At 38.1% G+C, this 25,719-nt stretch carries 21 protein-coding genes, 2 tRNA genes and 4 pseudogenes; 20 read left to right on the forward strand and 7 right to left on the reverse strand.

The window, feature by feature from the left end:
- Positions 1-30: 30 nt before the first annotated feature.
- The 3 genes from J4856_RS09165 to J4856_RS09175 all read left to right on the forward strand — a co-directional run bounded on the left by J4856_RS09165 (position 31) and on the right by J4856_RS09175 (position 3,749).
- Positions 31-1,566, forward strand: a complete 1,536-nt coding sequence (locus tag J4856_RS09165; protein WP_025839342.1) for a cytochrome ubiquinol oxidase subunit I — start codon at positions 31-33, stop codon at positions 1,564-1,566.
- Complete coding sequence (locus J4856_RS09170) at positions 1,563-2,705, forward strand: cytochrome d ubiquinol oxidase subunit II (RefSeq protein ID WP_025839344.1); 1,143 nt, start codon at positions 1,563-1,565, stop codon at positions 2,703-2,705. Before J4856_RS09165 ends, J4856_RS09170 begins: the two co-directional genes overlap by 4 nt.
- A 492-nt stretch (positions 2,706-3,197) precedes the next feature.
- On the forward strand, positions 3,198-3,749 hold the full coding sequence (locus J4856_RS09175) for a hypothetical protein (protein ID WP_234967296.1): 552 nt from the start codon (positions 3,198-3,200) through the stop codon (positions 3,747-3,749).
- Between the two features lie 303 nt (positions 3,750-4,052).
- Here the strand turns inward: J4856_RS09175 and J4856_RS09180 are convergent, their stop codons facing one another.
- Positions 4,053-5,921: a DNA topoisomerase 3 gene (locus tag J4856_RS09180; protein ID WP_025839347.1), complete on the reverse strand. Its 1,869-nt coding sequence runs from the start codon at positions 5,919-5,921 to the stop codon at positions 4,053-4,055.
- Positions 5,922-6,090: 169 nt separating this feature from the next.
- Here J4856_RS09180 and J4856_RS09185 point away from each other — a divergent pair, with 169 nt between their 5' ends.
- The 7 genes and pseudogenes from J4856_RS09185 to J4856_RS09215 all read left to right on the forward strand — a co-directional run bounded on the left by J4856_RS09185 (position 6,091) and on the right by J4856_RS09215 (position 13,525).
- A complete protein-coding gene (locus J4856_RS09185; protein WP_025839349.1) occupies positions 6,091-6,822 on the forward strand; it encodes a (Fe-S)-binding protein in 732 nt (243 codons plus the stop codon).
- Between the two features lie 34 nt (positions 6,823-6,856).
- On the forward strand, positions 6,857-8,239 hold the full coding sequence (locus J4856_RS09190; protein WP_025839351.1) for a lactate utilization protein B: 1,383 nt from the start codon (positions 6,857-6,859) through the stop codon (positions 8,237-8,239).
- Positions 8,232-8,807, forward strand: coding sequence for a LutC/YkgG family protein (locus J4856_RS09195; RefSeq protein ID WP_025839353.1), 576 nt, complete (start codon positions 8,232-8,234; stop codon positions 8,805-8,807). Before J4856_RS09190 ends, J4856_RS09195 begins: the two co-directional genes overlap by 8 nt.
- 126 nt (positions 8,808-8,933) lie before the next feature.
- Positions 8,934-10,241, forward strand: coding sequence for a phosphopyruvate hydratase (gene eno / locus J4856_RS09200; RefSeq protein WP_021671154.1), 1,308 nt, complete (start codon positions 8,934-8,936; stop codon positions 10,239-10,241).
- A 397-nt stretch (positions 10,242-10,638) separates the two neighbouring features.
- Positions 10,639-10,964: pseudogene (locus J4856_RS09205) on the forward strand (ISAon1 family transposase N-terminal region protein); the annotation flags it as partial.
- Between the two features lie 673 nt (positions 10,965-11,637).
- Complete coding sequence (locus tag J4856_RS09210) at positions 11,638-12,828, forward strand: IS256 family transposase (protein ID WP_428842433.1); 1,191 nt, start codon at positions 11,638-11,640, stop codon at positions 12,826-12,828.
- Between the two features lie 379 nt (positions 12,829-13,207).
- Entirely contained in the window at positions 13,208-13,525 is a 318-nt protein-coding gene (locus tag J4856_RS09215) for a transposase (RefSeq protein WP_262503084.1), read from the forward strand.
- 96 nt (positions 13,526-13,621) lie between these two features.
- Here J4856_RS09215 and J4856_RS09220 read toward each other — a convergent pair.
- From J4856_RS09220 to J4856_RS09230, 3 genes are all read right to left on the reverse strand, one after another.
- Positions 13,622-13,694, reverse strand: a tRNA-Lys gene (locus J4856_RS09220).
- Between the two features lie 38 nt (positions 13,695-13,732).
- A tRNA-Lys gene (locus J4856_RS09225) sits at positions 13,733-13,805 on the reverse strand.
- 336 nt (positions 13,806-14,141) lie between these two features.
- Entirely contained in the window at positions 14,142-15,557 is a 1,416-nt protein-coding gene (locus tag J4856_RS09230; RefSeq protein ID WP_025839975.1) for a threonine/serine exporter family protein, read from the reverse strand.
- Positions 15,558-16,596: 1,039 nt separating this feature from the next.
- Between J4856_RS09230 and J4856_RS09235 the strand changes: the two genes are divergently transcribed.
- The 7 genes from J4856_RS09235 to J4856_RS13465 all read left to right on the forward strand — a co-directional run bounded on the left by J4856_RS09235 (position 16,597) and on the right by J4856_RS13465 (position 20,914).
- On the forward strand, positions 16,597-16,986 hold the full coding sequence (locus J4856_RS09235; RefSeq protein WP_044081343.1) for a hypothetical protein: 390 nt from the start codon (positions 16,597-16,599) through the stop codon (positions 16,984-16,986).
- A gap of 963 nt (positions 16,987-17,949) precedes the next feature.
- A complete protein-coding gene (locus tag J4856_RS09240; protein WP_044081342.1) occupies positions 17,950-18,333 on the forward strand; it encodes a DUF4347 domain-containing protein in 384 nt (127 codons plus the stop codon).
- A gap of 48 nt (positions 18,334-18,381) precedes the next feature.
- Positions 18,382-19,197 (forward strand): hypothetical protein, encoded by an 816-nt coding sequence (locus J4856_RS09245; protein ID WP_234967330.1) that lies wholly within the window; start codon positions 18,382-18,384, stop codon positions 19,195-19,197.
- Entirely contained in the window at positions 19,157-19,639 is a 483-nt protein-coding gene (locus tag J4856_RS09250; RefSeq protein WP_234967331.1) for a hypothetical protein, read from the forward strand. The genes J4856_RS09245 and J4856_RS09250 overlap by 41 nt, the downstream gene beginning before the upstream one ends.
- A 161-nt stretch (positions 19,640-19,800) precedes the next feature.
- Positions 19,801-20,202, forward strand: coding sequence for a hypothetical protein (locus J4856_RS09255; RefSeq protein ID WP_244885757.1), 402 nt, complete (start codon positions 19,801-19,803; stop codon positions 20,200-20,202).
- 131 nt (positions 20,203-20,333) lie between these two features.
- Positions 20,334-20,591: a hypothetical protein gene (locus tag J4856_RS09260; RefSeq protein WP_025839935.1), complete on the forward strand. Its 258-nt coding sequence runs from the start codon at positions 20,334-20,336 to the stop codon at positions 20,589-20,591.
- Positions 20,592-20,812: 221 nt separating this feature from the next.
- On the forward strand, positions 20,813-20,914 hold the full coding sequence (locus J4856_RS13465) for an IS1/IS1595 family N-terminal zinc-binding domain-containing protein (protein WP_428842434.1): 102 nt from the start codon (positions 20,813-20,815) through the stop codon (positions 20,912-20,914).
- 117 nt (positions 20,915-21,031) lie between these two features.
- Here J4856_RS13465 and J4856_RS13245 read toward each other — a convergent pair.
- Positions 21,032-21,259: pseudogene (locus J4856_RS13245) on the reverse strand (plasmid mobilization protein); the annotation flags it as partial.
- A 255-nt stretch (positions 21,260-21,514) separates the two neighbouring features.
- Here J4856_RS13245 and J4856_RS09270 point away from each other — a divergent pair.
- Positions 21,515-21,658 (forward strand): hypothetical protein, encoded by a 144-nt coding sequence (locus J4856_RS09270; protein ID WP_156766843.1) that lies wholly within the window; start codon positions 21,515-21,517, stop codon positions 21,656-21,658.
- A 180-nt stretch (positions 21,659-21,838) separates the two neighbouring features.
- Positions 21,839-22,435 (forward strand): hypothetical protein, encoded by a 597-nt coding sequence (locus tag J4856_RS09275; RefSeq protein WP_025839934.1) that lies wholly within the window; start codon positions 21,839-21,841, stop codon positions 22,433-22,435.
- On the opposite strand, the pseudogene J4856_RS13250 reads toward J4856_RS09275, so the two are convergent.
- Both J4856_RS13250 and J4856_RS09280 read right to left on the reverse strand, forming a co-directional pair.
- Positions 22,398-22,654: pseudogene (locus J4856_RS13250) on the reverse strand (helix-turn-helix domain-containing protein). The gene J4856_RS09275 and the pseudogene J4856_RS13250 overlap by 38 nt on opposite strands.
- Positions 22,655-22,789: 135 nt before the next feature.
- Positions 22,790-23,842 (reverse strand): annotated as a pseudogene (locus J4856_RS09280) (glycerate kinase family protein).
- A gap of 95 nt (positions 23,843-23,937) precedes the next feature.
- On the opposite strand from J4856_RS09280, the gene sppA reads away from it, so the two are divergent.
- Positions 23,938-25,716 carry a signal peptide peptidase SppA gene (sppA, locus tag J4856_RS09285; protein ID WP_065367790.1) on the forward strand — a complete coding sequence of 593 codons (1,779 nt, stop codon included), beginning with the start codon at positions 23,938-23,940 and terminating at the stop codon, positions 25,714-25,716.
- Positions 25,717-25,719: the final 3 nt, after the last annotated feature.

A 25,719-nucleotide genomic window follows, 5' to 3' on the forward strand; every position in this document is an offset into this window, starting at 1 on the left:
TTCTTAACATTTTAATAAATAACAAAAACAATGGAAAACCTACTTTTAGCCATTGATCCAGGAACTGTTGACTGGTCACGTGCACAGTTTGCACTGACAGCCATCTATCACTGGCTTTTCGTTCCCTTGACACTGGGTTTAGCTGTCGTAATGGGAATCATGGAGACTTGTTATTATCGCACCCGAAAGGAGTTTTGGCGTACTGCAGCTCGTTTTTGGCAGCGATTGTTTGGTATTAACTTTGCCATGGGTGTTGCCACTGGTATCATCCTTGAGTTCGAGTTTGGAACGAACTGGAGCAACTATTCTTGGTTCGTTGGTGACATCTTTGGTGCACCACTTGCCATTGAAGGAATCTTGGCTTTCTTTATGGAGTCAACATTCGTTGCTGTGATGTTCTTCGGTTGGAACAAGGTTTCAGCTGGCTTCCACCTCGCTTCTACATGGCTCACTGGTTTGGGAGCAACGCTCTCAGCATGGTGGATTCTCGTGGCTAATGCGTGGATGCAGTATCCTATCGGTTGTACATTCAATCCTGATACGATGCGTAATGAGATGACCTCATTCCTCGACGTTGCGCTGAGTCCATTTGCAATTGACAAGTTCACACACACCATTACTTCTTCTTGGATATTGGGTGCAGCATTCACAGTAGGTGTAAGTTGCTGGTATCTGCTTCGTAAACGTCACATAGAGCTTGCAAAGGAGAGTATTAAGGTAGGTGCAGCTGTTGGTCTTGTAGCTTCCCTTTTAGCAGGTTCTACAGGTCATAACTCTGCTTATATGGTAGCGCAATCACAGCCAATGAAACTCGCTGCAATGGAAGCTCTCTATGAAGGAGGTACTGATCAGAGTTTGACAGCAGTAGCTTGGGTGAACCCATTTGAGCAGCCTGATTACATGAACCAGTCTGAACCTCCTATGCGAATAGCTGTACCTAACATGCTTTCTATCCTTGCAACAAAGGATGCTCATGGTTATGTTCCAGGTGTAAAGGATATTATCCGTGGTTATAAGAAGGCTGACGGCACAATGGAACCATCGTTGAAGGAGAAGCAGGAACGTGGTCGTAATGCCATCCAAGCACTTAAAGACTATCGTGCAGGAAAGGACAAAGAGTCTAATCTCAAAGTTCTTGAAAAGGATATGAAGTACTTCGGCTATGGATATATTAAAGATGCAGAGCAGATTGTACCATTCATCCCTGTTAACTTCTGGTCATTCCGAATCATGGTTGGCCTTGGCTGTTTCTTCATTCTTATCTTTGCAGTGATGTTGTTCGTTGTTTACAAGAAGGACATTAGTCGTCCACGCTGGTTGCAGAGAGTAGGTATTGCACTCATCCCATTAGCTTTTATTGCAAGTGAGTGTGGATGGCTTGTTGCCGAATTTGGCCGCCAGCCATGGACAATCCAGGATATGCTTCCAACATGGGCAGCAGTGAGCGACCTCTCAAGTGGTGGTATCGCATTCACCTTCTTCCTCTTCCTTGTTCTCTTTACTGCAATGTTGACAGTTGAAGTTAGTATTATGTGTAAGCAAATTAAGAAAGGACCAGAACTATGACATACGATTTTCTGCAACACTACTGGTGGTTCATCATCTCACTCTTAGGTGGACTACTTGTCTTCCTGCTGTTCGTGCAGGGTGCAAACTCTATGATTTTCCAGTTGGGTAAGACTGAAGAAGAGCGCCGCATGCTCATTAATTCGACTGGTCGTAAGTGGGAGTTCACCTTTACTACGCTCGTAACATTCGGTGGAGCATTCTTTGCTTCTTTCCCATTGTTCTATAGTACCAGCTTTGGTGGTGCTTACTGGGTATGGGTCTTGATTCTCTTCACATTTATCATTCAGGCTATTAGTTATGAATTCCAGAACAAGGCAGGTAACCTCTTTGGTGTTCGTACCTTCCAGACTGGATTGATTATTAATGGTATTCTTGGTCCATTGCTCTTAGGTGGGGCTGTTGCAACCTTCTTTACAGGTTCTAACTTCATCGTAGAGAAAGGTAACATTACTGACTTCATGCAGCCTGTTATCTCTCATTGGGCAAATGGTTCACGTGGACTCGACGTACTGCTTAATCCTTGGGTTGTTATCTTTGGTATTTCAGTAGTATTTCTTGCACGTATCCTCGGCACACTCTATATTAATAATAATGTGAATGATAATATTATCCGTGGACGTGTTCGCAAGCAGTTGCTCGTTAATACTGTTCTTTTCTTACTGTTCTTCTTGCCTTTCCTTATTGTAACATTAGTAGGCGAGGGCTATGCAATAAATGAAGCTGGCGTTATCGTTATGGAACCAATGAAGTATCTGAACAACTTATTAGCAATGTGGCCATTAGCAATCATTCTGCTTGTAGGTGTTGTTCTCTTGCTTTTCGGAATCGTTAAGACTGTTCTTAAGCCAGAGTATGTACGTGGTATTTGGCCTGCGGGTATTGGTGTTGTATTGGTTGTTTTGGTTCTCTTCCTCATTGCAGGATGGAACAACACAGCTTATTATCCATCAACAGCCGACCTACAGAGCTCATTGACACTTCAGAACAGTTCTTCAAGTGAGTTCACATTGAAGGCTATGTTCTATGTTAGCTTCCTTGTTCCATTCGTTTTGGCATACATTGTTTATGCTTGGCGTGCAATCGACAAGAAGGCTATTGATCGTAAGGAAATTGCTGAGGACGACCACGCTTACTAAGTTTTAGTCTTCTTTTTCTATACAGATAAGAGCCTATGGGGGTGAGAGAAGTTTCTATTTATGAGTTTCTCTCACCCCTTTCTTCTTATAGAAAGAAGTACTAAACTTGGTTTTAAATCAGTTTGATTATTAGACAACAACACTCATTTATTTGAAAAAAAAAGATATTTTTGTGATTGAAATATATTTACAAAAATCTCTATAAAAAGCACTTTTGAGCTCAAGAAATGACCATCAAAAACCATAGTTGCAACTATCAGTTAATCAACAGATTACAAAGTCAGAAAACAAAAGGTGCTTAATTAGCTTCTAACTAACGCCCTTTAAGGCTTCAATTAAGCCTTAGTTAGAGGTCAATTAAGCCTTAATTGAACCTTTATTTGGCGTCTTTTATTTTGTGTGTTTAGAATTATCTTTACAAAACAGCAGCTTTGTATCGTATCAATCAAAATGGAATTAAAAAAATAAAGTTCAAATTCCGATTTATAGAATATGTTTTATATCTTTGCAGAAAATATGCTGCACTCGGCAAAGTGGAAGCAAGCTTCCTTTGCTCTCGTTTGCGTTATTTTTGCAGAAAATAGTTGTATGAATTTGAAGATAAAGATATTAGTTTTATTGATTACTCTATTTCTCTTTGGTGGTTGTTCTTCAGAAGTAAACTATAGTAGTCAAATAATAAACTACGATTTTAATCAATTAGATGGTGTCTTAATCTATAATAGAGATATTGACGTGACCATTTTTGAGCTATTTAGGGTAAAGGGGAGTGGTCTTGTGTTTGTAGATAACCAGTTGAGAATAACTAAAAAGCCAAAGAACTATCCCTTACAGGATAACGAGATAATTAAGTTTCTCAAGGCTTATAAGAAATTAAATTTATCGTATTGTTGCATAGATAATGGGAAGATAATAAGAGTGATTTCTAATGGCATTGACTATATAAAAATAAATAAAGACTATAATGACAAAAGATACCTTTTCGACTCGCATAAGCAAGAGTATGAATATATAGGCAATGATTGGTATGTAAAGAAAATGTAAATACCATAGACAAAAGAAAAATGAAACAGAGATTATTATTTTATACGGTATGGATTGCCATTTTCCTATGCATATCGATTTTGATTCTTTTCATAACTGCCATAACACAAGGCTATTTTCCATATCTAAATTTGCTGATATACGTACCAATGATTATACTTTCATCTGCCTCCTTTGCAGTCATCTTTGAAGACATATGGTGGGTAAGTCTAATTGAAGGTATGGTCACAAGTCTACCAGCTCTTTACCTATTCTCTTTTATTTAAATACCTTTAATTGTAGAAAAGTGAAAGAACATTCTTTCTACTTCTCTTTGTTACCCTCAACTTCACCAATTTTTCGTGTAGAATTGTCAGCTAACACGTCGTTGACTATGTTTGTAAGCTGCTCTTTCAATTCGTTAATAAATTGAGAAGCATCATACTTTTTAGCTTCAATATCACGAAGTTTCTTCTCCCAGATACCCGTCAATTCGGCTGATGTAAGAAGTTTCTCGTGGATAGTATCAATCAGTGCAATACCAGTCTCAGTTGCTTCTATATTCTTTCTTTTACGACGAATATAATGGCGTTTAAAGAGCGTTTCAATAATTCCTGCACGTGATGAAGGGCGTCCGATACCATTCTCCTTCATAGCAGCACGCAGGGTTTCGTCCTCAACAAACTTACCAGCTGTTTCCATTGCACGAAGCAAAGAGGCCTCAGTGTAATGTTTTGGAGGGGTTGTTTGTTTTTCGGTAAGGGTAGGGGTGTGCGGTCCTGATTCCCCTTTCTTAAAGGTAGGAAGTAGAGGAGAGGTTGTAGCGGTTCCTTCTTGGCTGTCATCTGATGGAGTAGAGGAGGAACCAGTAGGTGTATCAGTGCAAACTCTCCAACCCAAATCCAATATTTCTTTACCAGAAACCTTAAACTCTATCTCGTCCACATTACCTAATACTGTTGTCGTAGAGAACTTGCAATCGGGATAGAAAGCTGCAATAAAACGACGCGCAATGAGGTCGTACACCTTTTGCTCAGCATCTGTCAGTCCTTGTGGTAGTACTCCAGTCGGAATAATGGCATGGTGATCTGTCACCTTTGAAGAATCAAAGACGCGTTTTGTCTTAGGCAATGGCTTACCACCCAATGTCTTCACGATATCAGCATAAGGCTTTTTACCTGCAAAGGTAGTCTGAAAGAGTCCGTTCATTATCTGTGGACACTTTGGATAAATATCATCAGAGAGGAACTGTGTGTCAACACGTGGATAAGTAGTAAGTTTACGTTCGTAGAGAGTTTGAATCGTATTGAGTGTCATCTCAGCAGAGAATCCAAACTTACGATTACAATCTACCTGCAGAGAGGTGAGATCATAGAGTTGCTTAGGCTGTTCTGCCCCTTTCTTTTTTGCTACACTTGTAATCGTAAAAGGCTTTCCTTCAATCGCTGAGAAGGCTTTTTCACCTTCTTCTTTAGAGGTAAATTTACCCTTTGTTGCCGTAAACTGCGTATCACGATACACTGTAGCTAATACCCAATAAGGCTCTGGCTTAAAGTTATCTATCTCTTTCTGTCGCTGTACGATGAGTGCCAAGGTCGGTGTCTGTACTCGACCAATTGACAGAACCTGACCTCTACCATAACTATTGTTGCCATACTTTAATGTATAAAGGCGGGTAGCATTCATTCCTAACAGCCAGTCACCAATCGCACGAGACAATCCTGCGAGGTAAAGTGGCTGATACTGCTCTTGTTCCTTTAAGTTGGCAAACCCCTCACGAATAGCTTCATCCGTCATCGAAGATATCCAAAGCCGCTTCACAGGGCACTTTACACCTGCTTTTTGCATTACCCACCGCTGGATTAATTCACCTTCCTGACCAGCGTCACCACAGTTGATAATCATCTCTGCCGACTGGTAAAGCTGCTCAATAACAGCAAACTGCTTCTTGATACCTTCGTCCTCAATGAGCTTAATACCAAAGCGTGGAGGTATCATTGGCAATGCAGCGAGACTCCAATATTTCCAGTTCGTAAAATAATCATTAGGTTCCTTCAACTCACAAAGGTGGCCGAAGGTCCATGTTACTTGGTAATTATTGCCCTCCATATAGCCGTTACAAGCCTTGTTGGCACCAAGGATTCGAGCTATATCTTTAGCAACACTGGGTTTCTCTGCAATGCAAACTATCATACAATTTCTTCTTAGTTTTAAGCCATTTTACCTTTGCAAAGGTAAGAAAAATATTCTTTGTTAAGGATTAAACTTATTTTATTCCCTGTCTTTTTTGTGATTTTCCTATGCAATCTAAGTAATTTTATCTAAATTTGTAGCATAGAAACGAACAAGAAAAGATAAGATTATGAGAGTTGGTCTCTTTATTCCATGTTACGTCGATGCACTTTATCCACAAGTAGGCGTAGCAACTTATAAGCTTTTGAAAAAGCTAAAAATAGATGTTGTCTATCCCGAACATCAGACTTGTTGTGGTCAACCAATGGCAAATGGTGGCTTTCAGCGTATGTCAAATCACCTTGCTGGACGTTTTGAGGATAAGTTTAAAGACTTCGATTATATCGTAACACCGAGTGTATCTTGTGCTGCTTTTGTGCGGGTTAATTACCCACAAATACTCGATCATGAGTGTCAGACACCTAAGAAAACAATGGAGTTGGTAGAATTCTTACATGATGTTCTGAAGGTAAAGGAACTTCCTGGAAATTTTCCTCATGTCGTGTCTGTTCATAACTCTTGTCATGGTGTACGTGAATTAACGCTTAGTACACCTTCTGAATTGCAAGAGAAACCTGTAAATAAGATAGTTGAATTATTGAAACTCAAGGAAGGTATCACGGTTAAAGAACCTGATCGCAAGGATGAGTGTTGTGGTTTCGGTGGTATGTTTGCTGTTGAAGAACCTTATATCAGCACGGCCATGGGTAATGATAAAGTGAAACGTCACATGGATACGGGTGCTGAATTTATCACTGGTTCAGATAGTTCATGCTTAATGCACATGCAGGGTGTGGCAGGAAAGAAACACTATCCTATCAAGTTTATGCATGTAGCTGAGATCTTAGCTGCAGGTTTATGATATTTATATAAAGGTTATAAAAGACAAAAGAGTTATGTCAACATATCATTCTAAAAAAGCAAAAGAGTTTCTGAAAGACCCTAAGAAGGTTGAACGACATGACCGTACATTTTGGTCATTACGCCAGAAAAGAGATGCTGCAGCGGCAGAGCTACCAGAATGGGAGGATTTACGTGAACATGCAAGTCGAATAAAAGAGCATACAGCAACCCATTTAGCTGACTATTTAGAGCAATTCTCTAATAGTTTGGAACGTAATGGTGTTATTGTTCATTTTGCAAAAGATGCACAAGAGTTTAATGAAATGGTTTATGGGATACTTGAATCTCATAAAGTAAAGAAACTCGTTAAATCTAAATCCATGCTGACCGAGGAATGCGAAATGAATCCTTATCTGATAAAGAGAGGAATCAATGTCGTTGAATCCGACCTTGGTGAGCGTATTCTTCAACTCATGCATTTGAAGCCAGCGCATATTGTTATGCCTGCTATTCACTTGACTCGTGATGAGATTGGAGAGATGTTTGAAGAGAAAGGAATCTCTAAAGAGAAAGGAAATCATGACCCAGCTTATCTTACACGTTGTGCGCGTGAAGATTTGCGTGGTGATTTTATGGATGCTGATGCAGGACTGACAGGTTGTAACTTTGGTGTTGCTGCGACAGGAGATTGCGTTGTCTGCACTAATGAAGGTAATGCTGACATGTCAACTTCAGTACCTAAATTACATATTGTTGCCATGGGTATTGAGAAAGTTATTCCTGATTATGATTCGTTGGCAGTGTTCCAACGCTTATTAGCACGTAGTGGAACAGGGCAACCATCAACTGCCTTTACCTCTCAATTCCGTAAGGCACGACCAGGAGGTGAGATGCATGTAATATTAGTAGACAATGGTCGTAGTGACATGATTGCTAATAAAGAACATTGGATGACATTGAAGTGTATTCGATGTGGTGCATGTATGAATACGTGTCCTGTCTATCGTCGTTCAGGAGGTTATTCATATAGTTATTTTATTCCAGGTCCTATTGGAGTTGATCTTGGTATGCTAAAGAATCCAAAACAGCACAGTGGTAATGTTTCTGCATGCTCATTATGTTTGAGTTGTGATTGTGTTTGCCCTGCAAAGGTAACTCCTGGTAGTCAGATTTATCGATGGCGTCAAAGCCTTGAGAGATATGGTACAGAGAATAAAGAAAAGAAAGTGATGGCAGAAGGAATGAAAGTTGTTTACGAAAACTATCATATTTATGATGCTTTACTTCGTAATTCATCAGTAGCCAATCACATACCAGAATCGCTAATGGATATAAAGCTTAATCCATGGAGCATTGGTCATACAATGCCAAAGTTTGCGAAAAAGCCTTTTCATGTCATATTTAAGCACGCAATGGAGGAATTGAAGCATGAATAAAGAAGATTTATTTAGCAAATTACGACGTAATACAAAAGAACAGTTTGATATGCCCGAGAAGCCTATTGAGGGTATTAAATATCAAGATGTAGTACAGCAATTTATCGAGATGAGTCATATTGTAGGCTGTGAAGTCATTGAGGCTAAGGCAGAAGATGATATCAATGCACTGATACAAAAGGCTTATCCTGATGCTAAGATATTGGCTTCAAGTGTAAAAGGAATAAAGGCAGACCTTAATCCTGACACTGTTTCAAAGGCACAAGACCTCAATGGAACAGATGTAGGAATCATTCAGGGAGAAATTGCTGTAGCAGAGAACGGATGTGTATGGGTACCACAAACAATGAAAGAAAGAGTTGTTTGTTTCATCTCAGAGAACCTTGTAATTCTCGTTCAACGTAACAATATCGTTAATAATATGCATGAAGCATATAAAAAGATTAACATGACAGACTATGGCTATGGTTGTTTTATATCTGGTCCAAGCAAAACAGCCGATATAGAACAAGCTCTTGTGATGGGAGCACAGGCTGCTCGTGGGGTTACAGTCATTGTAATGGGTTAAAAAGTTAATTTTGTCAAAAACATAAATATAACGTATTGTTAGGAGAGGTTTACGACTTTTTTTATTAACTTTGCAAGGAGAAAAGAAAGTTAAAAATATAACTGATTTTTAATAAACATATAAGTTATGAAGATTGAAAAAGTACATGCTCGCGAGATTATGGACTCACGTGGCAATCCTACAGTTGAAGTAGAGGTAACTCTCGAAAATGGTGTAATGGGTCGTGCAAGCGTTCCATCTGGTGCTTCTACCGGTGAGAATGAGGCTCTTGAGCTCCGTGATGGCGATAAGAATCGTTTCTTAGGTAAGGGTGTTCTCAAAGCTGTTGAGAATGTAAACAACCTTATCGCTCCAGCTTTGAAGGGTGACTGCGTGCTGAATCAGCGTGCTATTGACTACAAGATGCTTGAACTCGATGGTACTCCTACTAAGAGTAAGCTAGGTGCTAACGCTATTCTCGGTGTTTCTTTGGCTGTAGCTCAGACTGCTGCAAAGGCATTGAATATTCCATTGTATCGTTATATCGGTGGCGCAAATACTTATGTATTGCCAGTACCAATGATGAATATTATCAATGGTGGTGCTCACTCTGATGCTCCTATCGCATTCCAGGAGTTCATGATTCGCCCTGTAGGTGCTCCTTCTGAGAAGGAAGGTATCCGTATGGGTGCTGAGGTATTCCACGCACTTGCTAAGCTTTTGAAGAAGCGCGGTCTTTCTACAGCTGTAGGTGATGAGGGTGGTTTCGCTCCTAAGTTCGATGGTATCGAGGATGCACTCGATTCAATCATTCAGGCTATCAAGGACGCAGGTTATGAGCCAGGCAAGGATGTTAAGATTGCTATGGACTGTGCTGCTTCTGAGTTCGCTGTATGCGAGGATGGTAAGTGGTTCTATGACTATCGTCAGTTGAAGAATGGTATGCCAAAGGATCCTAATGGTAAGAAGCTCAGCGCTGATGAGCAGATTGCTTACCTTGAGCACCTTATCACAAAGTATCCTATTGACTCTATCGAGGATGGTCTCGATGAGAACGACTGGGAGAACTGGGTTAAGTTGACATCTGCTATCGGTGATCGTTGCCAGCTCGTTGGTGATGACTTGTTCGTAACTAACGTTAAGTTCCTCGAGAAGGGTATCAAGATGGGTGCAGCTAACTCTATCCTTATCAAGGTTAACCAAATTGGCTCTTTGACAGAGACTCTCGAAGCTATCGAGATGGCTCATCGTCATGGCTACACAACTGTTACTTCACATCGTTCAGGTGAAACAGAGGATACAACAATCTCTGACATTGCAGTAGCAACAAACTCTGGCCAGATCAAGACTGGTTCTATGTCTCGTACAGACCGTATGGCTAAGTACAACCAGCTTATCCGTATCGAGGAGGAACTTGGTGCTTGTGCTAAGTATGGCTACACAAAGTTGAAGTAAAAGGATTCATCACATTTGGTGATTAATTAACATTCTATATAGTAGGGGATAATTACTTGTGAGAGTGATTATCTCCTATTTAGTTTTAATAGTTATGAATAAAGTGATAGTAAAACAAAATTCTATATATAACCTTAATTCCGCAGCACTTTTTCTTGTGAGATGATTTATTTGGTCCCCTTTCGGGGCAAGGTTCTTTGTGGTACAAATGACAATTTGTGGTACAAAGACACACCTTGCCAATATAAAGAAATGATACAACTGAATTGCCCTATATTAAGTCTTTTGTTTTGGCATAATGGGCATTATGATAAATATAATAATCCACTTAACTCGGGTCAGTGCAAGGCTATTCTTTTATGCACACAATTTCATAAGAATTTATTACCTTTGCATCATAAAGAGTCACAAATTATTACGTTGCATCTTTCCAGATGTACTTGCCGACTACTTTGATAGTGTATCGCAGTTTGCCTTTTGACTTTACGAGCATAATTTTATGGAAAAGTCAGAATATAAGTTAGGTACTGTAAGCAGTTATGGTTTTACCAACGAGCGTGTAATTCAGGACTTTCCTCTCCGTGGCAAAGCTGTCTACCTCCATGTTCGCTGTCGCAAGTGGCGTGACAGTTCCAACGAAGAGATATTTACTTATTCATATGATGATTTAACGACTAAGGGCAGTAAAAACTATCCCCCGAGTTCGTTTCTTTTTTAAAGAATAGAATTGAATCTACAGCAGAGAGCATCGCAAGCATCGGTGCATACTATGACGTAAACGGCAAGCAGTTATCCACACAATACAAGGAATATTTCAGCGACTACCGTAGCTGGAATCAGTTGGATTATGCTCAAGACCGGCTATTGCTTGAAGATAACATAGGTGAGATGCTCTGGATGACATGCGTATCGCTTACCGATAGGTTTGCAAGAGACAAAAGGAATGAGGAGATAAAAGAAGCTAAAAGTAAGGTAAGGAATATATACTATTTAGATACAGCAATGGTGACACGCATAAGTAGTTGCTCGCCAGAGCAAAGTTCATATTAACCAAGCACAAGACCAATTGGACTGAAGCACAGAAAGTTAGGGCGAAAATCTTCTTTGAACATTATCCGACACTAAAAAAAGATCTTCAGCATTTTGGAGTGATACCTTTTGAGATTAGAACTCTGAAGAAACGTCACACAGAGAAATGGAGAGCACGGAGGATTGTTTATAACAAAGCTATTGTTGACACAGAGGCACCGTTGGTGCGTGGAGGAACAGAGAATATATGCGAGTTTTATGACGATGTCATATCAACTGTGTCAACGGCTAACACAATAAACTCATATAACCGCTGTTATATCAGCATACTTAGATTTAGCAAATGACACAAGACGAGTACGCCGAGATGTTGTCTCAGGCAAAAGAACAGTTCAAACAAGGTACTCCTTTGTTTGGTAAGGATGGTGCATTCCATCGTGTATTGGAAGATTTCCTCAATTCAGCTCTCGAGTGTGAGATGGACTCTCACCTTTATAACACTAAGACATCCACAAAGAGTAATCGCCGTAACGGCAAGATGTCCAAGGAGGTTCAGACAGAGTATGGTCCTGTAGAAATAGATACTCCACGTGACAGAGAAGGGAGTTTTACCCCTGAGATTATCAAAAAACGACAGACGATATTAGCAGAAGGTTTGTCCGATAAGATTATCAGTCTTTATGCTACAGGTCAGAGCATGTCTGACATAAGTAAGTTCCTTGAAGAGAACTATGGTACCAAGATATCCAAAGAGACAATAAGTAACATTACGGACAAGGTCTGGCCTGAGATAAAAGCCTGGCGCACACGCTCTTTGGAAGAAGTCTATCCGATAGTTTGGATGGATGCTATCCATTACAAGGCACATGACGACACGGGTGCTACAACATCTCGTGCAATATATAATGTCATTGGTGTTGACAAGGAAGGACATAAAGATCTTCTGGGTATGTATGTATCTCATAGCGAGGGCGCTAACTTCTGGCTCAGCGTACTTACAGACCTTCAAAACAGAGGTGTCAAAGACATTCTTATAGCTTGTGTAGATGGCCTTACGGGCTTCCCAGATGCCATCCAGAGCGTATTTCCTAAGACGGATGTACAGCTATGTATTGTACATCAAATCCGTAACTCAGTGAAGTATGTCGCCAGCAAGAATCAGAAGGAGTTCCTAAAGGATTTGAAGATGGTTTATGCTGCACAAACTAAGGAGAAAGCAGAGATAGAACTCGATAATTTGGAGAAAAAGTGGGGTAAGCAATATCCTATCGTCATCAAGTCGTGGCGTGACAAGTGGGATAACCTCTCACACTATTTTGACTATACGGAACCTATCAGACGTATCATGTATACTACCAACATTGTAGAAGGTTATCATCGTCAGATACGTAAGGTAACAAAGACAAAGGGAGTTTTCCCAACTGACGAAGCTCTCTTCAAACTCGTATATCTTGCCTATCGTAACATCAAAAAGAAATGGACTCAGCCATTGCGAAACTGGGGCCAGACAGCCCAACAGTTCGCTATAAAGTTTGGCGACCGCTTCCAATTATTATAGGTTCATGAAGTTAGGCATCCGGAAATTAGGCAGTTCAAAAATACTGTCGTATCTTTGCAACACCAAGAGAAGATGCGATGGTTTATACCACCAGCAAATTAAAAATCAGGCTGGGCATCGAGCCCAGCCTGATTTTACCAAGAGAAAGACTGCTCCGGTTTGCCCATCAGCATTCCTCATGCTCCTAAAGAAATGAAGCCAATGACACAGTTCAGATGACGTACCCCGTTTTTTAATGCTTTGCTTTGCTCTACTTCATTACAAAGTAGTGATTTGCAAGATTTATTAAAACATTTATTACCAAAACTTTTACCTCCGTGTTCTCCCCCTCTCTGTGTGACGTTTATATGTAGTAGGCTTACTTTATCATCCCAAATTTCTGAAGAACCTAAAAAAAGCATATGAGCTGACAATGAAACTTACCGATATTCATAACATCAGGGGCATCAAGGATGCTGCAAGACTGAAGCTGGTAAAATGGTCTAATGAGGTTGAAGAACTAGGAGTAGACAATTTCTACATCGTGATTAACACGTTTGAAAATCATTATCAAACCATACTTAATTTCTTTGTAAACAGAGCTACGAATGCAAAAGCCGAGTCATTCAATGCTAAAGTTAAGGCATTCAGGGCACAGTTCAGAGGAGTGACGGATATTCCTTTCTTTTTATATAGGCTTATGAAATTGTGTGCGTAAGAAGAATAGGCATACAATTGGGTTTTATGACTGACCCAGAAAATAGCTCATTATTCAATAAAAAAGGATTTCCTTATGATAGGAAATCCTTTATAGTACACCCTTAGGGATTCGAACCCTAGACCCACTGATTAAGAGTCAGTTGCTCTACCAACTGAGCTAAGGGTGCATACTAAACGAAAAGACTTTGGTAAGAAGCACTTCTTGTACACCCTTAGGGATTCGAACCCTAGACCCACTGATTAAGAGTCAGTTGCTCTACCAACTGAGCTAAGGGTGCTCATTTCGTTTTTGCGAGTGCAAAGGTATCACTTTTTTGCGAATTAACCAAACTTTTTCTATCATTTTTTAGTGCAAAGAAATCTATTATATCCTAGCACATTCTTAGAAACTAAGTATAACTGTCAGATAATATGATAATTACCAACGATATATTCTTATAAAGTTATTATATTTTTTATGTATTTATAGTTAATATTCGTTCTCAGAACATAGAATACTTGATTATTCTAAATTACTTCATGATGAGTTTGCCCCCACAGTTAAAGCCATTTAATAAAGGATGAAACCCGAAAGAGTTTCATCCTTATACTATGCCTATATAATAAAATCTCTATCACACATTATACTGATGCAAATCTTCAAACTCACCACGTTGCCGGCGCTCTTCAATCATACGTAGCAATTTTTTGTTACGATGAGGTGCTATCCATTTTCTCGCAAAGATATTTGGAATTGCAACGCCTAGTGCGATACAGATTAATACTAAAGAACCATTAATTGCAAATGACATAGCATGAGTTACCTCTCCTACAACGCCATGCATTCCCATAAATCCATAAAGTGCGCGATACATAAGTACACCAGGGACAATAGGAATAACAGCTGGAATTGTAATACACTGATGTGGTGTATGAAGGAGGTGAACTGCCTTAATATTAATAATAGATATCAATGCTGAACCACAAAGAGAACCAACTACAATTCCCAAACCAAGTCCTATATTGCCTGATGAAGGATCGAGGAATATAAAGTTTCGCGTACAAACACAGATAACACCACCTAAGGCAATCCAAGGCATCAAACGATATGGAATATTATAAATCGTTGCAAAGCCCATAGCAGAAATTGCAGCAGCAACAGCATAGACATAGAAAGGATGATGAGGAATAGTAGGGAGGTCTTTTGCAAAACCATCAAAACTACCACATTTAATTGCCAACATAATACCAAATGACATTGCTATGACAATAAGAAGCGTATTCATTGCACGGACTAATCCCGTGTTTATATGATTGTCTAACAAGTCATTAACAGCGTTTATTAAAGGGACTCCTGGAACAATATAAAGGGCACAAGCTAAGAGTGGATGCCAAGGAGTTTCTGTAAACAGAATTGGACGAAGGAACTCTGGTAGCGCTGCTTGAACGGTAGGTGTAGAGAGAAAAGACGACAACCATGCAAGAATTGTACTAACAAAAGCCGCAACAGCAAAGTTGGCATAAAGATTAGAACCAGAATGATTCAAGAACATACGAAGACGATTACCCAATATAGCTGCTATAGAAGCATAGAAGAAAGCTGTCCAATCACAACCGAACTGAATACAGAATCCACCACAAGCAAGACCTGCACCAATAGCAATCATCCAATCCTTGTAATAGTGTTTACCATTAGCAATCTTCTCAAGTTCCTCTTCATACTTATCTAACGAATAGTCCTTTTGAATAGCACGCCATGAGAGTTTTGAAACTTCCTGAATCGCAAGCATATTAATTACATGCTTATCACAACGCTGCATCTTAGAAAAACTATGATATTCGTCACTAACATTCACCTGCAACATATAATAATCAATGTTCATGTGCAGATTCTCTTTGGGAAGTCCCAAATAAGCTGCTGTACGCTCCATATTTCGCTTCACACGACTCGTATCAGCAGAACTTTCCATAAGAATTTGCCCTGTACGAAGGAGCAAATCGAGTTTTCTACGAAGGGTTTTCTTGGAACAATCCATCTGTTTTTCGTCCATACAAAACAATCTTTAAACTTTAAAACTTTTGCAAAGGTACAATTTATTATCCGTATAGGAAAATTACGCTGCTAAAAATCAAATCTTTAGCATAATAATTATAGAACTTTGTTCTCAATAGTAAAAAGCTCATCAGACTTTTCGAGTAATACTACTATAGACTTTTACGACGCAAACCCCTACTCTCTTTTAGACCTATTCGTAATAAACAAGTTTTCTTATGCTTAGTAAATCTGTAGATCGTAACCGTCCGCACCATTGGTGTTCACCGCCCGCACAAGATGTGCTAACCCTCCGCACAATATGTGCTGTCCCTCTGCACCAAATCATTTCACAAACAGTAAAATACGGATTATTAGAAGTTTGAGAAGGTATATATCAAAGAGTCGATGAATAAAAACAAACGGGTTTCTTTCCCTCTCCTTATTCTTCAATGCCCAAAGAATTTTCTACCAATGCCGCAACGATAACAATTTTCTCGTAGAAAACGAAGTGGACGAGAAGAATCCGAACTATAAACATTGAGTTTCTTACATCTTCGTTAGGGTATCTCTTCAAAGCCGTTTTTCATCGAGGTGTTAATACCGACAACATTCTGGTAATCAAAACCTTTCTGTAGGATAAATCGATTTTAATGGAGTGTTGTAACTATGAAAATAAAGCTTCTCAAATAATTATAAAATGCAAGATGTACAATAAAACAAATAATCTTCAAAAATTAATTCCGGTTTCTTTGGATTTCTCAAGAATGTTATATACATTTGCCAACGTGGAAATCATCCGCTTATAGTGGACGACAGAAGCATTTATTCTCACATTAGTACGATGCCGATAGCGAGCGTATGGTGAAAACGAGTGGCGAGCATGAAGCCATCTATGTGAATTATCGTGCAAGTCAAACGTATATGTGGACGGAATCAAAAAGCAGCATAAAAAAAATAATGATTTATATTGGGAATATCTCCAAATACAAATGAGTACAATGACTATACCATAAATGAGAATGAGAATGAGAATATCTGTAGTAATCATATTGTTTATGGGAATTCTTATCATGAGCAATAGTTGTTCAAGACATTTTGCTTGTGGTATATATGTTAATCGCACAAATAAATATGATACAATAAGATTGTATCCAGATGGGAACTTTGAACAAATTATTTATAATAGACAAAAAAAGCTTGTTTACCATAGTATCTCTAAATGGCAACAAACATTAAATGGGATTTCTATAGACTCTATTTTATTTTATGAGAATATTGACTCTTTATATACTATAGAAGTAAGTAATAAACAACGTAATGAAGGAATGAACTATGATGGATTCGAGTATAGATATGATAATGGTGTTCATATTATCTACTGGAAAGATTATGTTGATAATCCCGAAAGTGCTACAATTTTCGAATGGGTTGGGAACTTAGAATAGACCATTAAGTATATATTAATAATAATGTGAAAATGTTGGATCGTGCTTTCTTGCGATAAAGTTCAAAATCGGGTAATGCAGTAATGGTTTAGATTGGGAATTATTAGAACAACTACCTGACAATCAACTTAGTTTTAAGCAATTAGGTATAAAGGTAGGGATAAATTCTCTGCCTTTTGCTATTTTTGTAACCCAAAACAAAGGAAAAATGAGCTTACGAGAATGCTTCGGAACTTTATGCTCTGGATAAGGAGTTGAATTTCAAGGGTACTACTTCTCACGGCAGACTACTATAGTTTGGTATTACTGTCCGGTAAAAATAAACTGAAAGCTCTGTATCTCTTTATCCAACGGTGTTGCAGCCGTTTTACTTATCCATGGGCTTGGCTTTAAGTTTTAAACTGTAAGCATTATAAAATGTGCTTTTTGACAAGGGAAGCCCTATAATAACCAAATAAATTAATAAAGTCATAAGTTTAAGCCTATTTTATTTAACACAGATAACTCCCAAAAGTTTTATCGGACACCAATAATTAACATTGAGTTTCTTACATTCTCGTTAGAAAATCACTTCAAAGCCACTTTTCAATGAGATATTAATATCGACAAGAGGTTGATAATCAGAACATGCCTTTTTAGTAATCTATTCTAATTGAGTGTCGCAATTAGGAAAAACAAAGACTTATCAAATAGCCATAAGATGCAATTTGATACAATAAAACAAAAACCTCAAAAATAAATTCCGATTTCTTTGGATTTCTCAAGAATGTTATATACATTTGCCAATGTGGGTATAACTAATAACAGGCTTATGGTCGTAACTCATTCTTTGAATGGATTTCACTCTTCGTCTACGGAATATATCCTTCTTATTCGTGGCGTTTGAGTGTTGGCTGAAATTAGGGCAAGATAATTTCAGTCATAAGGATTTATTGCACATTCTGAGTTATCCACTTTTTCTAATTGGGCAAAAAGAAGGGGGTTGCCATAAATTTCGTTAAAACAACGTCTGATGTGATAAGAGAATTAAATAAATCAAAAAGAGATAATGACAAAATCACAGAATTGTCAATTTTCTCACATGGTACAGCGAGCAATGTTGCATTTGGATATGAAAATACAGGGGTTAAATATACCGATATAGAAAATCCTACAAATATGAATAACTATAATATAGGACAGTTAAGCCGTGAAGATTTTGCGAATAATGCAAGGATAGATTTATATTCATGTAATTCTGCTTCGTTGTTTGGTTTTGGAAAGAAAACTTTTGCTACAACTGATGCAATGATAAAAGCTGTAGATATAGGACCGCACATTCAATTAGTAAATGCGAATTGTACGTGATAGAAGTAGCACAATTCGTTTGAATTTTACTCCAACAAGGAAGAAATAATGGAAAAAATATATTCTTTGTTATTACTTATAATATTTACATCTTGTTCGGTATCGCCTAATTCTACTCCCAACAGCAGAAAAGGTGATATCGTGCAAGATGCGGATATTACAATGATTGATAGTTCTTTTAATATTAAATACTATTCTGGTGGTAAACGTTATTTAGAGGATTATATTACTATCGGTAATGGAAGAATAGTGTTTAGTAAACGTTGGTCATGTTTGATTAGCATAAGTGTACAAAATATTATAGAAGGGCAGGATACAATAGAACGGGTATATCACTTTGACGATGAAACGCATAGATTATCGCATTCCTTTACAAAAATTCAGAATAAGCTCCATGGAATGGCAGTATATTATACAGATTCAGGAGAAGTGGAAAAACTTGTATATTATGATGAGGAGGGAGAACCGACTGAGTTAGACAAAAAAGTTTCTGTATCATTAATCAAAAGGGCTTGTCAAGAAACTATATATAACAATATTGATTCATTGAAAATTGTAGGAATAAATAAGAAATCTTTTAACAAAGTTTCTATAGCTTACTACAAACGAAAGGGAAAAGGCATTTTGTTTATAGGAACATTATGCTTTGTTATAGGTCGGAAAGGAACTTTGGAAGCTATCTTTACACAATGTAGTAGGCGTGGCTCCCATTTTTTAAAATGTGGAGAGGGTTATTATTTTGATTCTGTAAATCATTATTTGCAGTCAATCAAGAAATACGAAAATAATATGCAATATGGAAAAATCCTGTATCTTGATAAAGATGGGATTATTGAAAAAATTAGCTATATACACAACAAGTAATGGCTTCACCAACGACGCTTTGGGCAACGTGGTGACGAAGCAGACAGCCAACCTCAAAAAGGAGGGCAAGACCATCAATTACGAGTACGATTACGGACGTCTGACGGCAATCAACTATCCCGAACATCCAGAAAACAACGTGAAGTACCACTATGGTGGTATCAACTCTTCTTACAACCGTATCGGCAGATTGATGCTTCGCGAGGACGGAAGTGGTGCTATCGAGTATTACTACGGTAAGATGGGTGAGGTCTTGAAGACGGTACGCACACTGATTGTGCCTAATCAGGCAGTGGCAACCTACGTAACACAGTGGAAATATGACAGCCACAATCGCCTATTGGAAATGATTTACCCCGATGAGGAGAAGGTAACCTACGGCTACAACCTCGGTGGAAAGATAGACCACGTGCGCGGTTACAAGGCTTATTTTAATACTTGAATTATTCTATTTATGTACAAAAATCAGTTATGGCAGTGTTATTCAATTTGTATACTATGAGGAAGATCATTTTATCGACTACTTTGATAATATTAATTATAAATGCTTTGTCTTCATGTAATTGTTTTTATAAACGAAAGACCTTAAGAATTGCAAATAGTATGTCTGCAGCAGAATCTCAAGGTCGAGGTGCGCTTGTGTCTATATATAAAACGGATAGAACTGCAATAGTATTTGATAGTATATGTATTCACATAAGAGGATCATTTGTAGAGCATCCGTATAATTACAGAGATTACAATAGTGAAGCGTTAATAGTTGATAGAGATAGCTACCAATTTATAATTATCTTATCAGGTAGTGATAACTTGCAAAGCAAAGGTTATGGAGAAACTTGGGAAATAGATAACATTCCTGCATTTGAAGCACCGTACACGCTTAATTATTATTTTGAAAGGCAAGTTCCACCCGATACCATTGTGGTTACAATCTATGACATTCGTGATTTACCTAAGAAAAAAGTTATAAAGGAAATATCTTTTTACAAAGCACAGGAGAAATAGTTGCACAGGAGAAATGTGGCGGAGCAATTATTCCTAAAAATATCTTATTTAAAAAAGGATTATTAAGGAGACTCTAAGACTATATTCAAGTCAGAATAAGGTGCTAAGTATTGGGAAAATCAACAATGATTATGGAAAAATTTTATTGTAGAATCTGTGGGTATAGATTAGGTTTTGAGCCATGGGGAGATGACGGAAAAACTCCAACCTATGAAATATGTCCTTGTTGTGGTGTTGAGTTTGGTAATGAAGATTGCACAATTAAATCAATTAAGGAATATAGAGAGAGTTGGATAAAGTCTGGTTGCAAATGGTTTGAACAGAGTAAACGTGCCACAACGTGGTCATGGGAGAATCAGCAAAGACATCTCCCCAAAAAGTTTAAATAATTATTTTCGGTAATGCTTCAAATCGGGAGTTATTGTGATTATCATCTGATTATCAATGTGATTGTTAAAAGATTAGGCGCAAAGGCAGGGAAAAGACTCTCTGCCTTTTGCCATATTTGTAACCAAAACAAAGAAAAAATAATCTTACAAGAACGCTTCGCACTTTACGCTCCAGATTAAGAGTTGAGTTTCAATGTCCGCATTGCCACTCAAACAATATTATCAAAGGTGGTAAAAGTAGTACAGGTAAACAACGCTACCGATGTAAGAATTGCCAGAACCGTTTTATTACCGTCTACAACATACAAACCCTATCTTCCTAACATTGATAACTGACCAAAGAGGGATTGGGCAATCACAGCACGATACTAACATTGGGTATTATGATTTATCAGCATTCATTCTTGTTTACTCTCAAGAGATTTTGTCAGTAGCACTGCTTACTGTTGCAGTCTGATGAGAGTTTGGTAATAGGTTTCGAGTTTTCCAAGCAGTCGTTGAGCACTGGCGACAGAATGATTAATTATTGAGGACTTTCACGACTTCGTTGTACAGAACTCCTATCTTATGAGTCAAGGCAACGATTTCTGTTAGTTCTCTAAGTAAGTTTCTTTTAAAGAGTCTTCCGTGATGAGCTTAAAGTCTTCGTCCAAGAGCCTTGCTCGGATTATAAACTTTGAGTTTCTTACATCTTCGTTTAGGAAATCTCTTCAAAGCCGTTTTTCATCGAGGTGTTAATACCGACAACATTCTGGTAACCAAAACCTTTCTGTAGGATAAATCGATTTTAATAGAGTGTTGTAACTATGAAAATAAAGCTTCTCAAATAATTATAAAATGCAATATGTGCAATAAAACAAATAATCTTCAAAAATAAAATTCGATTTCTTTGGATTTCTCAAGAATGTTATATACATTTGCTAATGTGGAAATCATCCGCTTATAGTGGACGACAAAAGCATTTATTCTCGCATTGGTACGATACCAATAGCGAGCGCATGGTGAGAACGAGTGGCGAGCATGAAGCCATTTATGTGGAATATCGTGCAAGTAGAGTGCAAAACTAAGCTTGCTTCAGTGATGACTATTAATGGCACAAAGGATATAGGAAAATAGAAAAGGGCATCAAGTGAAAATGGAAAGCAAGCTTTTAATGATAAGCACAGTAATTTTGATGCAGCTTACTCTGTAGCACTAAAGGATATTACAAATGCGATAGAAAAATCGAAAGAATCAAAACAAGAAGAATGAAATATTTAGTTGTTATTTGCATGTTTGCCTGTTTTTTTATGACATCATGTATGATACAAACAGGCTGGGATTATTTTGTACAAGGAAAAATAAATAATTACCAAGTAATCAAATGTACTCCTAATAGTTTGTTTTCACAGAGCAACATAGAGTCAGATATTAAATTATCTGACTCTATGAAAGTTTATTTTGTGCATAAAACCCTGTCGGATGTAGATTCTTTTATGTATAATAATTTTGAATATCATTTTCTATTAACTGGAAATACGATTCCTGTCATTAGAATTAATTCGTTAAAATTACTTGACCGCAAAGGAGCTATTCTTCCTACATATCTATATTATCAATACTCATATAGTGTTATAAGGGGCAAATTGATAGCAATAGAACAAATTCCTTTCGATATACCTCCACCTCAAGGTACCAATGGACGTTATAAAGCAATCTCTTTAGTTCTACACTCTGTAAGACCAAATTCTTCGACGCCCTATCTGAAAGTAATTTGGGATATATCCATTGGTGATCAACAAATAGCTGATTCGATTGAATATAGGTTTAAGAAATATTATGATATGCGTCCAAAGATATTTTAAAATGGTAACACTTGTGTCCAATCATTGAATAAGGAATTTACCCACATCTCTGTATGATTGCAAGGTACACTTACTGATAATCAAATGCTTACATGAATCTTCGTTATCAAGCCAGCCCTCCGCATTGAGCAGATTGCCGAAGAGTTGTTCGATACGATGAATAAAGTTTGCAGAACAAAACAATTTATTCAAAATATACTTTCCTGTCACTGATATCATCCAAGAAGTGTCTATAAATTATTGATTTGCAGCATCTTTATGTGAAGTGTTAAAAGTGACAGCAAAATAAAATTAAAACAACAATGCTTATATCACTAACTTTAGTCTGCTTTATTACTCCGCATATCGGAAACCTTAATTTAACTGCATAATAGCTTTTCGAATATTCTCTTTTGCAACGGTAGGTTTCATTGCTTCTGTAAGCATCATATCCGTTGGTGTAATACATTGAACTTGTGAGAAGCCTGCTTTAAGTAAAGCTGCCACGTCCTTTACCTTCCCAGCTATAAGCATAACAGGAACATTCTTGCGAAGACCATATTCTAAAACTTTTACTGGTATCTTTCCCATTAATGTCTGACTATCTGCACTACCCTCCCCTGTTATAATCAAATCTGCATCTTCTATAAGTGAATTAAAATTGACAGTTTCTAAAAGAACATCTGCACCAGACCTCATCTTGGCATTCATAAACTGCATAAAAGCATAACCCAATCCACCTGCAGCTCCAGCACCGTTATTCAAAGAACAATCAAAACCTAACTGAGCAGCAGCCATACGTGCAAAAGTACGTGCTCGACGATCCAAACAAACTATCATTTCTGGTGTCGCTCCCTTCTGTGGACCAAACACTTCAGCTGCACCATGTTCGCCATACAGAGGGTTATTTACATCTGAAGCTAAGGTTATATCTAAATCTTGTAAAAATATATCACGCCAGTTCTTACCAAAAATGTCTTTCAAAGCTGCCAACATACCGAGTCCGCAATCGCTTGTAGCTGACCCTCCGAGCCCTATAATAAACTTTCTATACCCTCTTTGAAGTGCATCAGCAAAGACTTAACCTAATCCATAAGTGGTTGCACGTAAAGGGTTCAATTCATGCGACTTGAGCAAGTTGATACCACATGACAAAGCTGATTCTATAATTACTGTATTATCTTCACGTACTGCATAGTTTACTTGAATAGGTCGCATTAGCGCATCATGGCAATTGACAGCAACCTTCTCACAGTCGAATAAATGTAAAAAGACATTCAACATTCCATCTCCCCCATCCGTGACAGGAACCTTTACAACCTTAACATCCTGCCAACGTTCGCGAAGACCATGTTCAGCAGCATCTTCAGCTTCAACAGAAGATAAACAACCTTTAAAACTATCAATTGCTAAAATAATATGCTTCATATTGCTTGCAAAGTTATTAAGAATTCGTGAATAATTTGGATTTTACATCTATTATATATATCTTTGCAAGATAAACTATAATTATATACCTTTATATGAAACAATTTTTCAAATTCGTTTTTGCTTCTTTCTTTGGAATGATGTTGTTTAGCATCGTTACGGGACTCTTTGCGCTTTTTACTATTGTTGGTATGATTGCATCGCAAGATACAACCAAAGAACCTGAAGACAACTCAGTACTTGTATTGAATCTTTCTGGACAAATGGCAGAACGAAGTGAAAATAATTTCCTTAGTCAGTTGCAAGGCACTCAGATTAATAGTTTGGGTCTTGATAATATGCTTGAAGGTATCAGAAAAGCTAAAGACAACGATAAAATAAAGGGTATATACATCGAAGCAGGTGGCTTTGCCTCTGACTCATACGCTTCAATGCAGGCTTTACGTAAAGCACTCCTTGATTTCAAAAAAAGTAAGAAATGGATTATTACTTACGCAGATACTTACACACAGGGTACATACTATATTTCTTCTGTTGCTGACAAGGTCTATCTAAATCCACAAGGACAAATTGACTGGCACGGATTGGCTTCTGAACCTGTTTTCATTAAGGACCTCTTGGCGAAGTTTGGTGTAAAAATGCAGGTTGTAAAGGTTGGTGCTTATAAAAGTGCTACAGAAATGTTCACTGGTGAGAAGATGAGTGACGCAAACCGTGAGCAGACATCAGCCTACTTAAATAGTATCTGGGGGAATATTACAAAGGAAGTTGGCGCAAGCAGAGGATTATCAGTAGAACAATTGAACGCATACGCTGACAGTATGATAACCTTTGCTGACCCACAAGAATATGTAAAATTAAAGCTCGTTGATGGCTTAGTTTATACAGACCAGATAAAAGGAATCGTTAAGAAACAGTTAGGACTTGAGGATGATAAAGATATCAATCAGGTTACAATTGCTGATATGCTGAATACTGAAGATAAGAATCAAGGCGATAAAGAAAATCAGGTTGCTGTCTACTACGCTTATGGTGATATTGTTGATGGTGTTGTAGGAGGTCTCTTCTCACAAGGTCATCAGATTGATGCACAAGTTGTTTGTAAGGATTTGGAGAAGCTGGCAAAAGACAAAGATGTTAAGGCTGTTGTCGTACGTGTCAACTCTGGCGGTGGCTCTGCTTATGCATCAGAGCAAATCTGGCATCAGATTATGGAACTGAAGAAACTGAAGCCTGTCGTGGTTAGTATGGGTGGAATGGCTGCTTCAGGCGGCTATTATATGTCAGCTCCAGCCAACTGGATTGTTGCTGAGCCTACAACAATTACAGGCTCTATTGGTATCTTTGGAATGTTCCCTGATGTTAGCGGTCTACTAAGAGAGAAATTGGGTTTAAAGTTTGATGAGGTAAAAACCAACAAATACGCAGACTTCGGCACACGTGCTCGCCCATTCACAGAAGAAGAAATGTCATATCTTAGCCAATATGTAAACCGTGGCTATAAACTCTTCCGTCACCGTGTAGCAGAAGGACGTAAGATGACAGAAGAACAGGTTGAGAAGGTTGCACAGGGCCATGTGTTTACAGGGCAAGATGCTCAAAAGATAGGACTTGTTGATGAGCTTGGTGGATTAGATGTCGCTGTAGCAAAGGCTGCACAGCTTGCTAAGCTGCCAAATCACAGAACATCTGCTTATCCAAAGGAGCCAAACATCTTGGAACAAATGTTAGAGCAGACAAAGCCAAATAATTATTTAAGCCAGCAGTTGCGTGCAAGCTTAGGTGACTATTATGAGCCTTTTACACTCTTGAAGACTATCGACCAACAGAGTGCAATCCAGGCACGTCTGCCATTTTATCCTAACATCCATTAATCA

The organism is Prevotella scopos JCM 17725 (assembly GCF_018127785.1).
GTDB lineage: Bacteria > Bacteroidota > Bacteroidia > Bacteroidales > Bacteroidaceae > Prevotella > Prevotella scopos.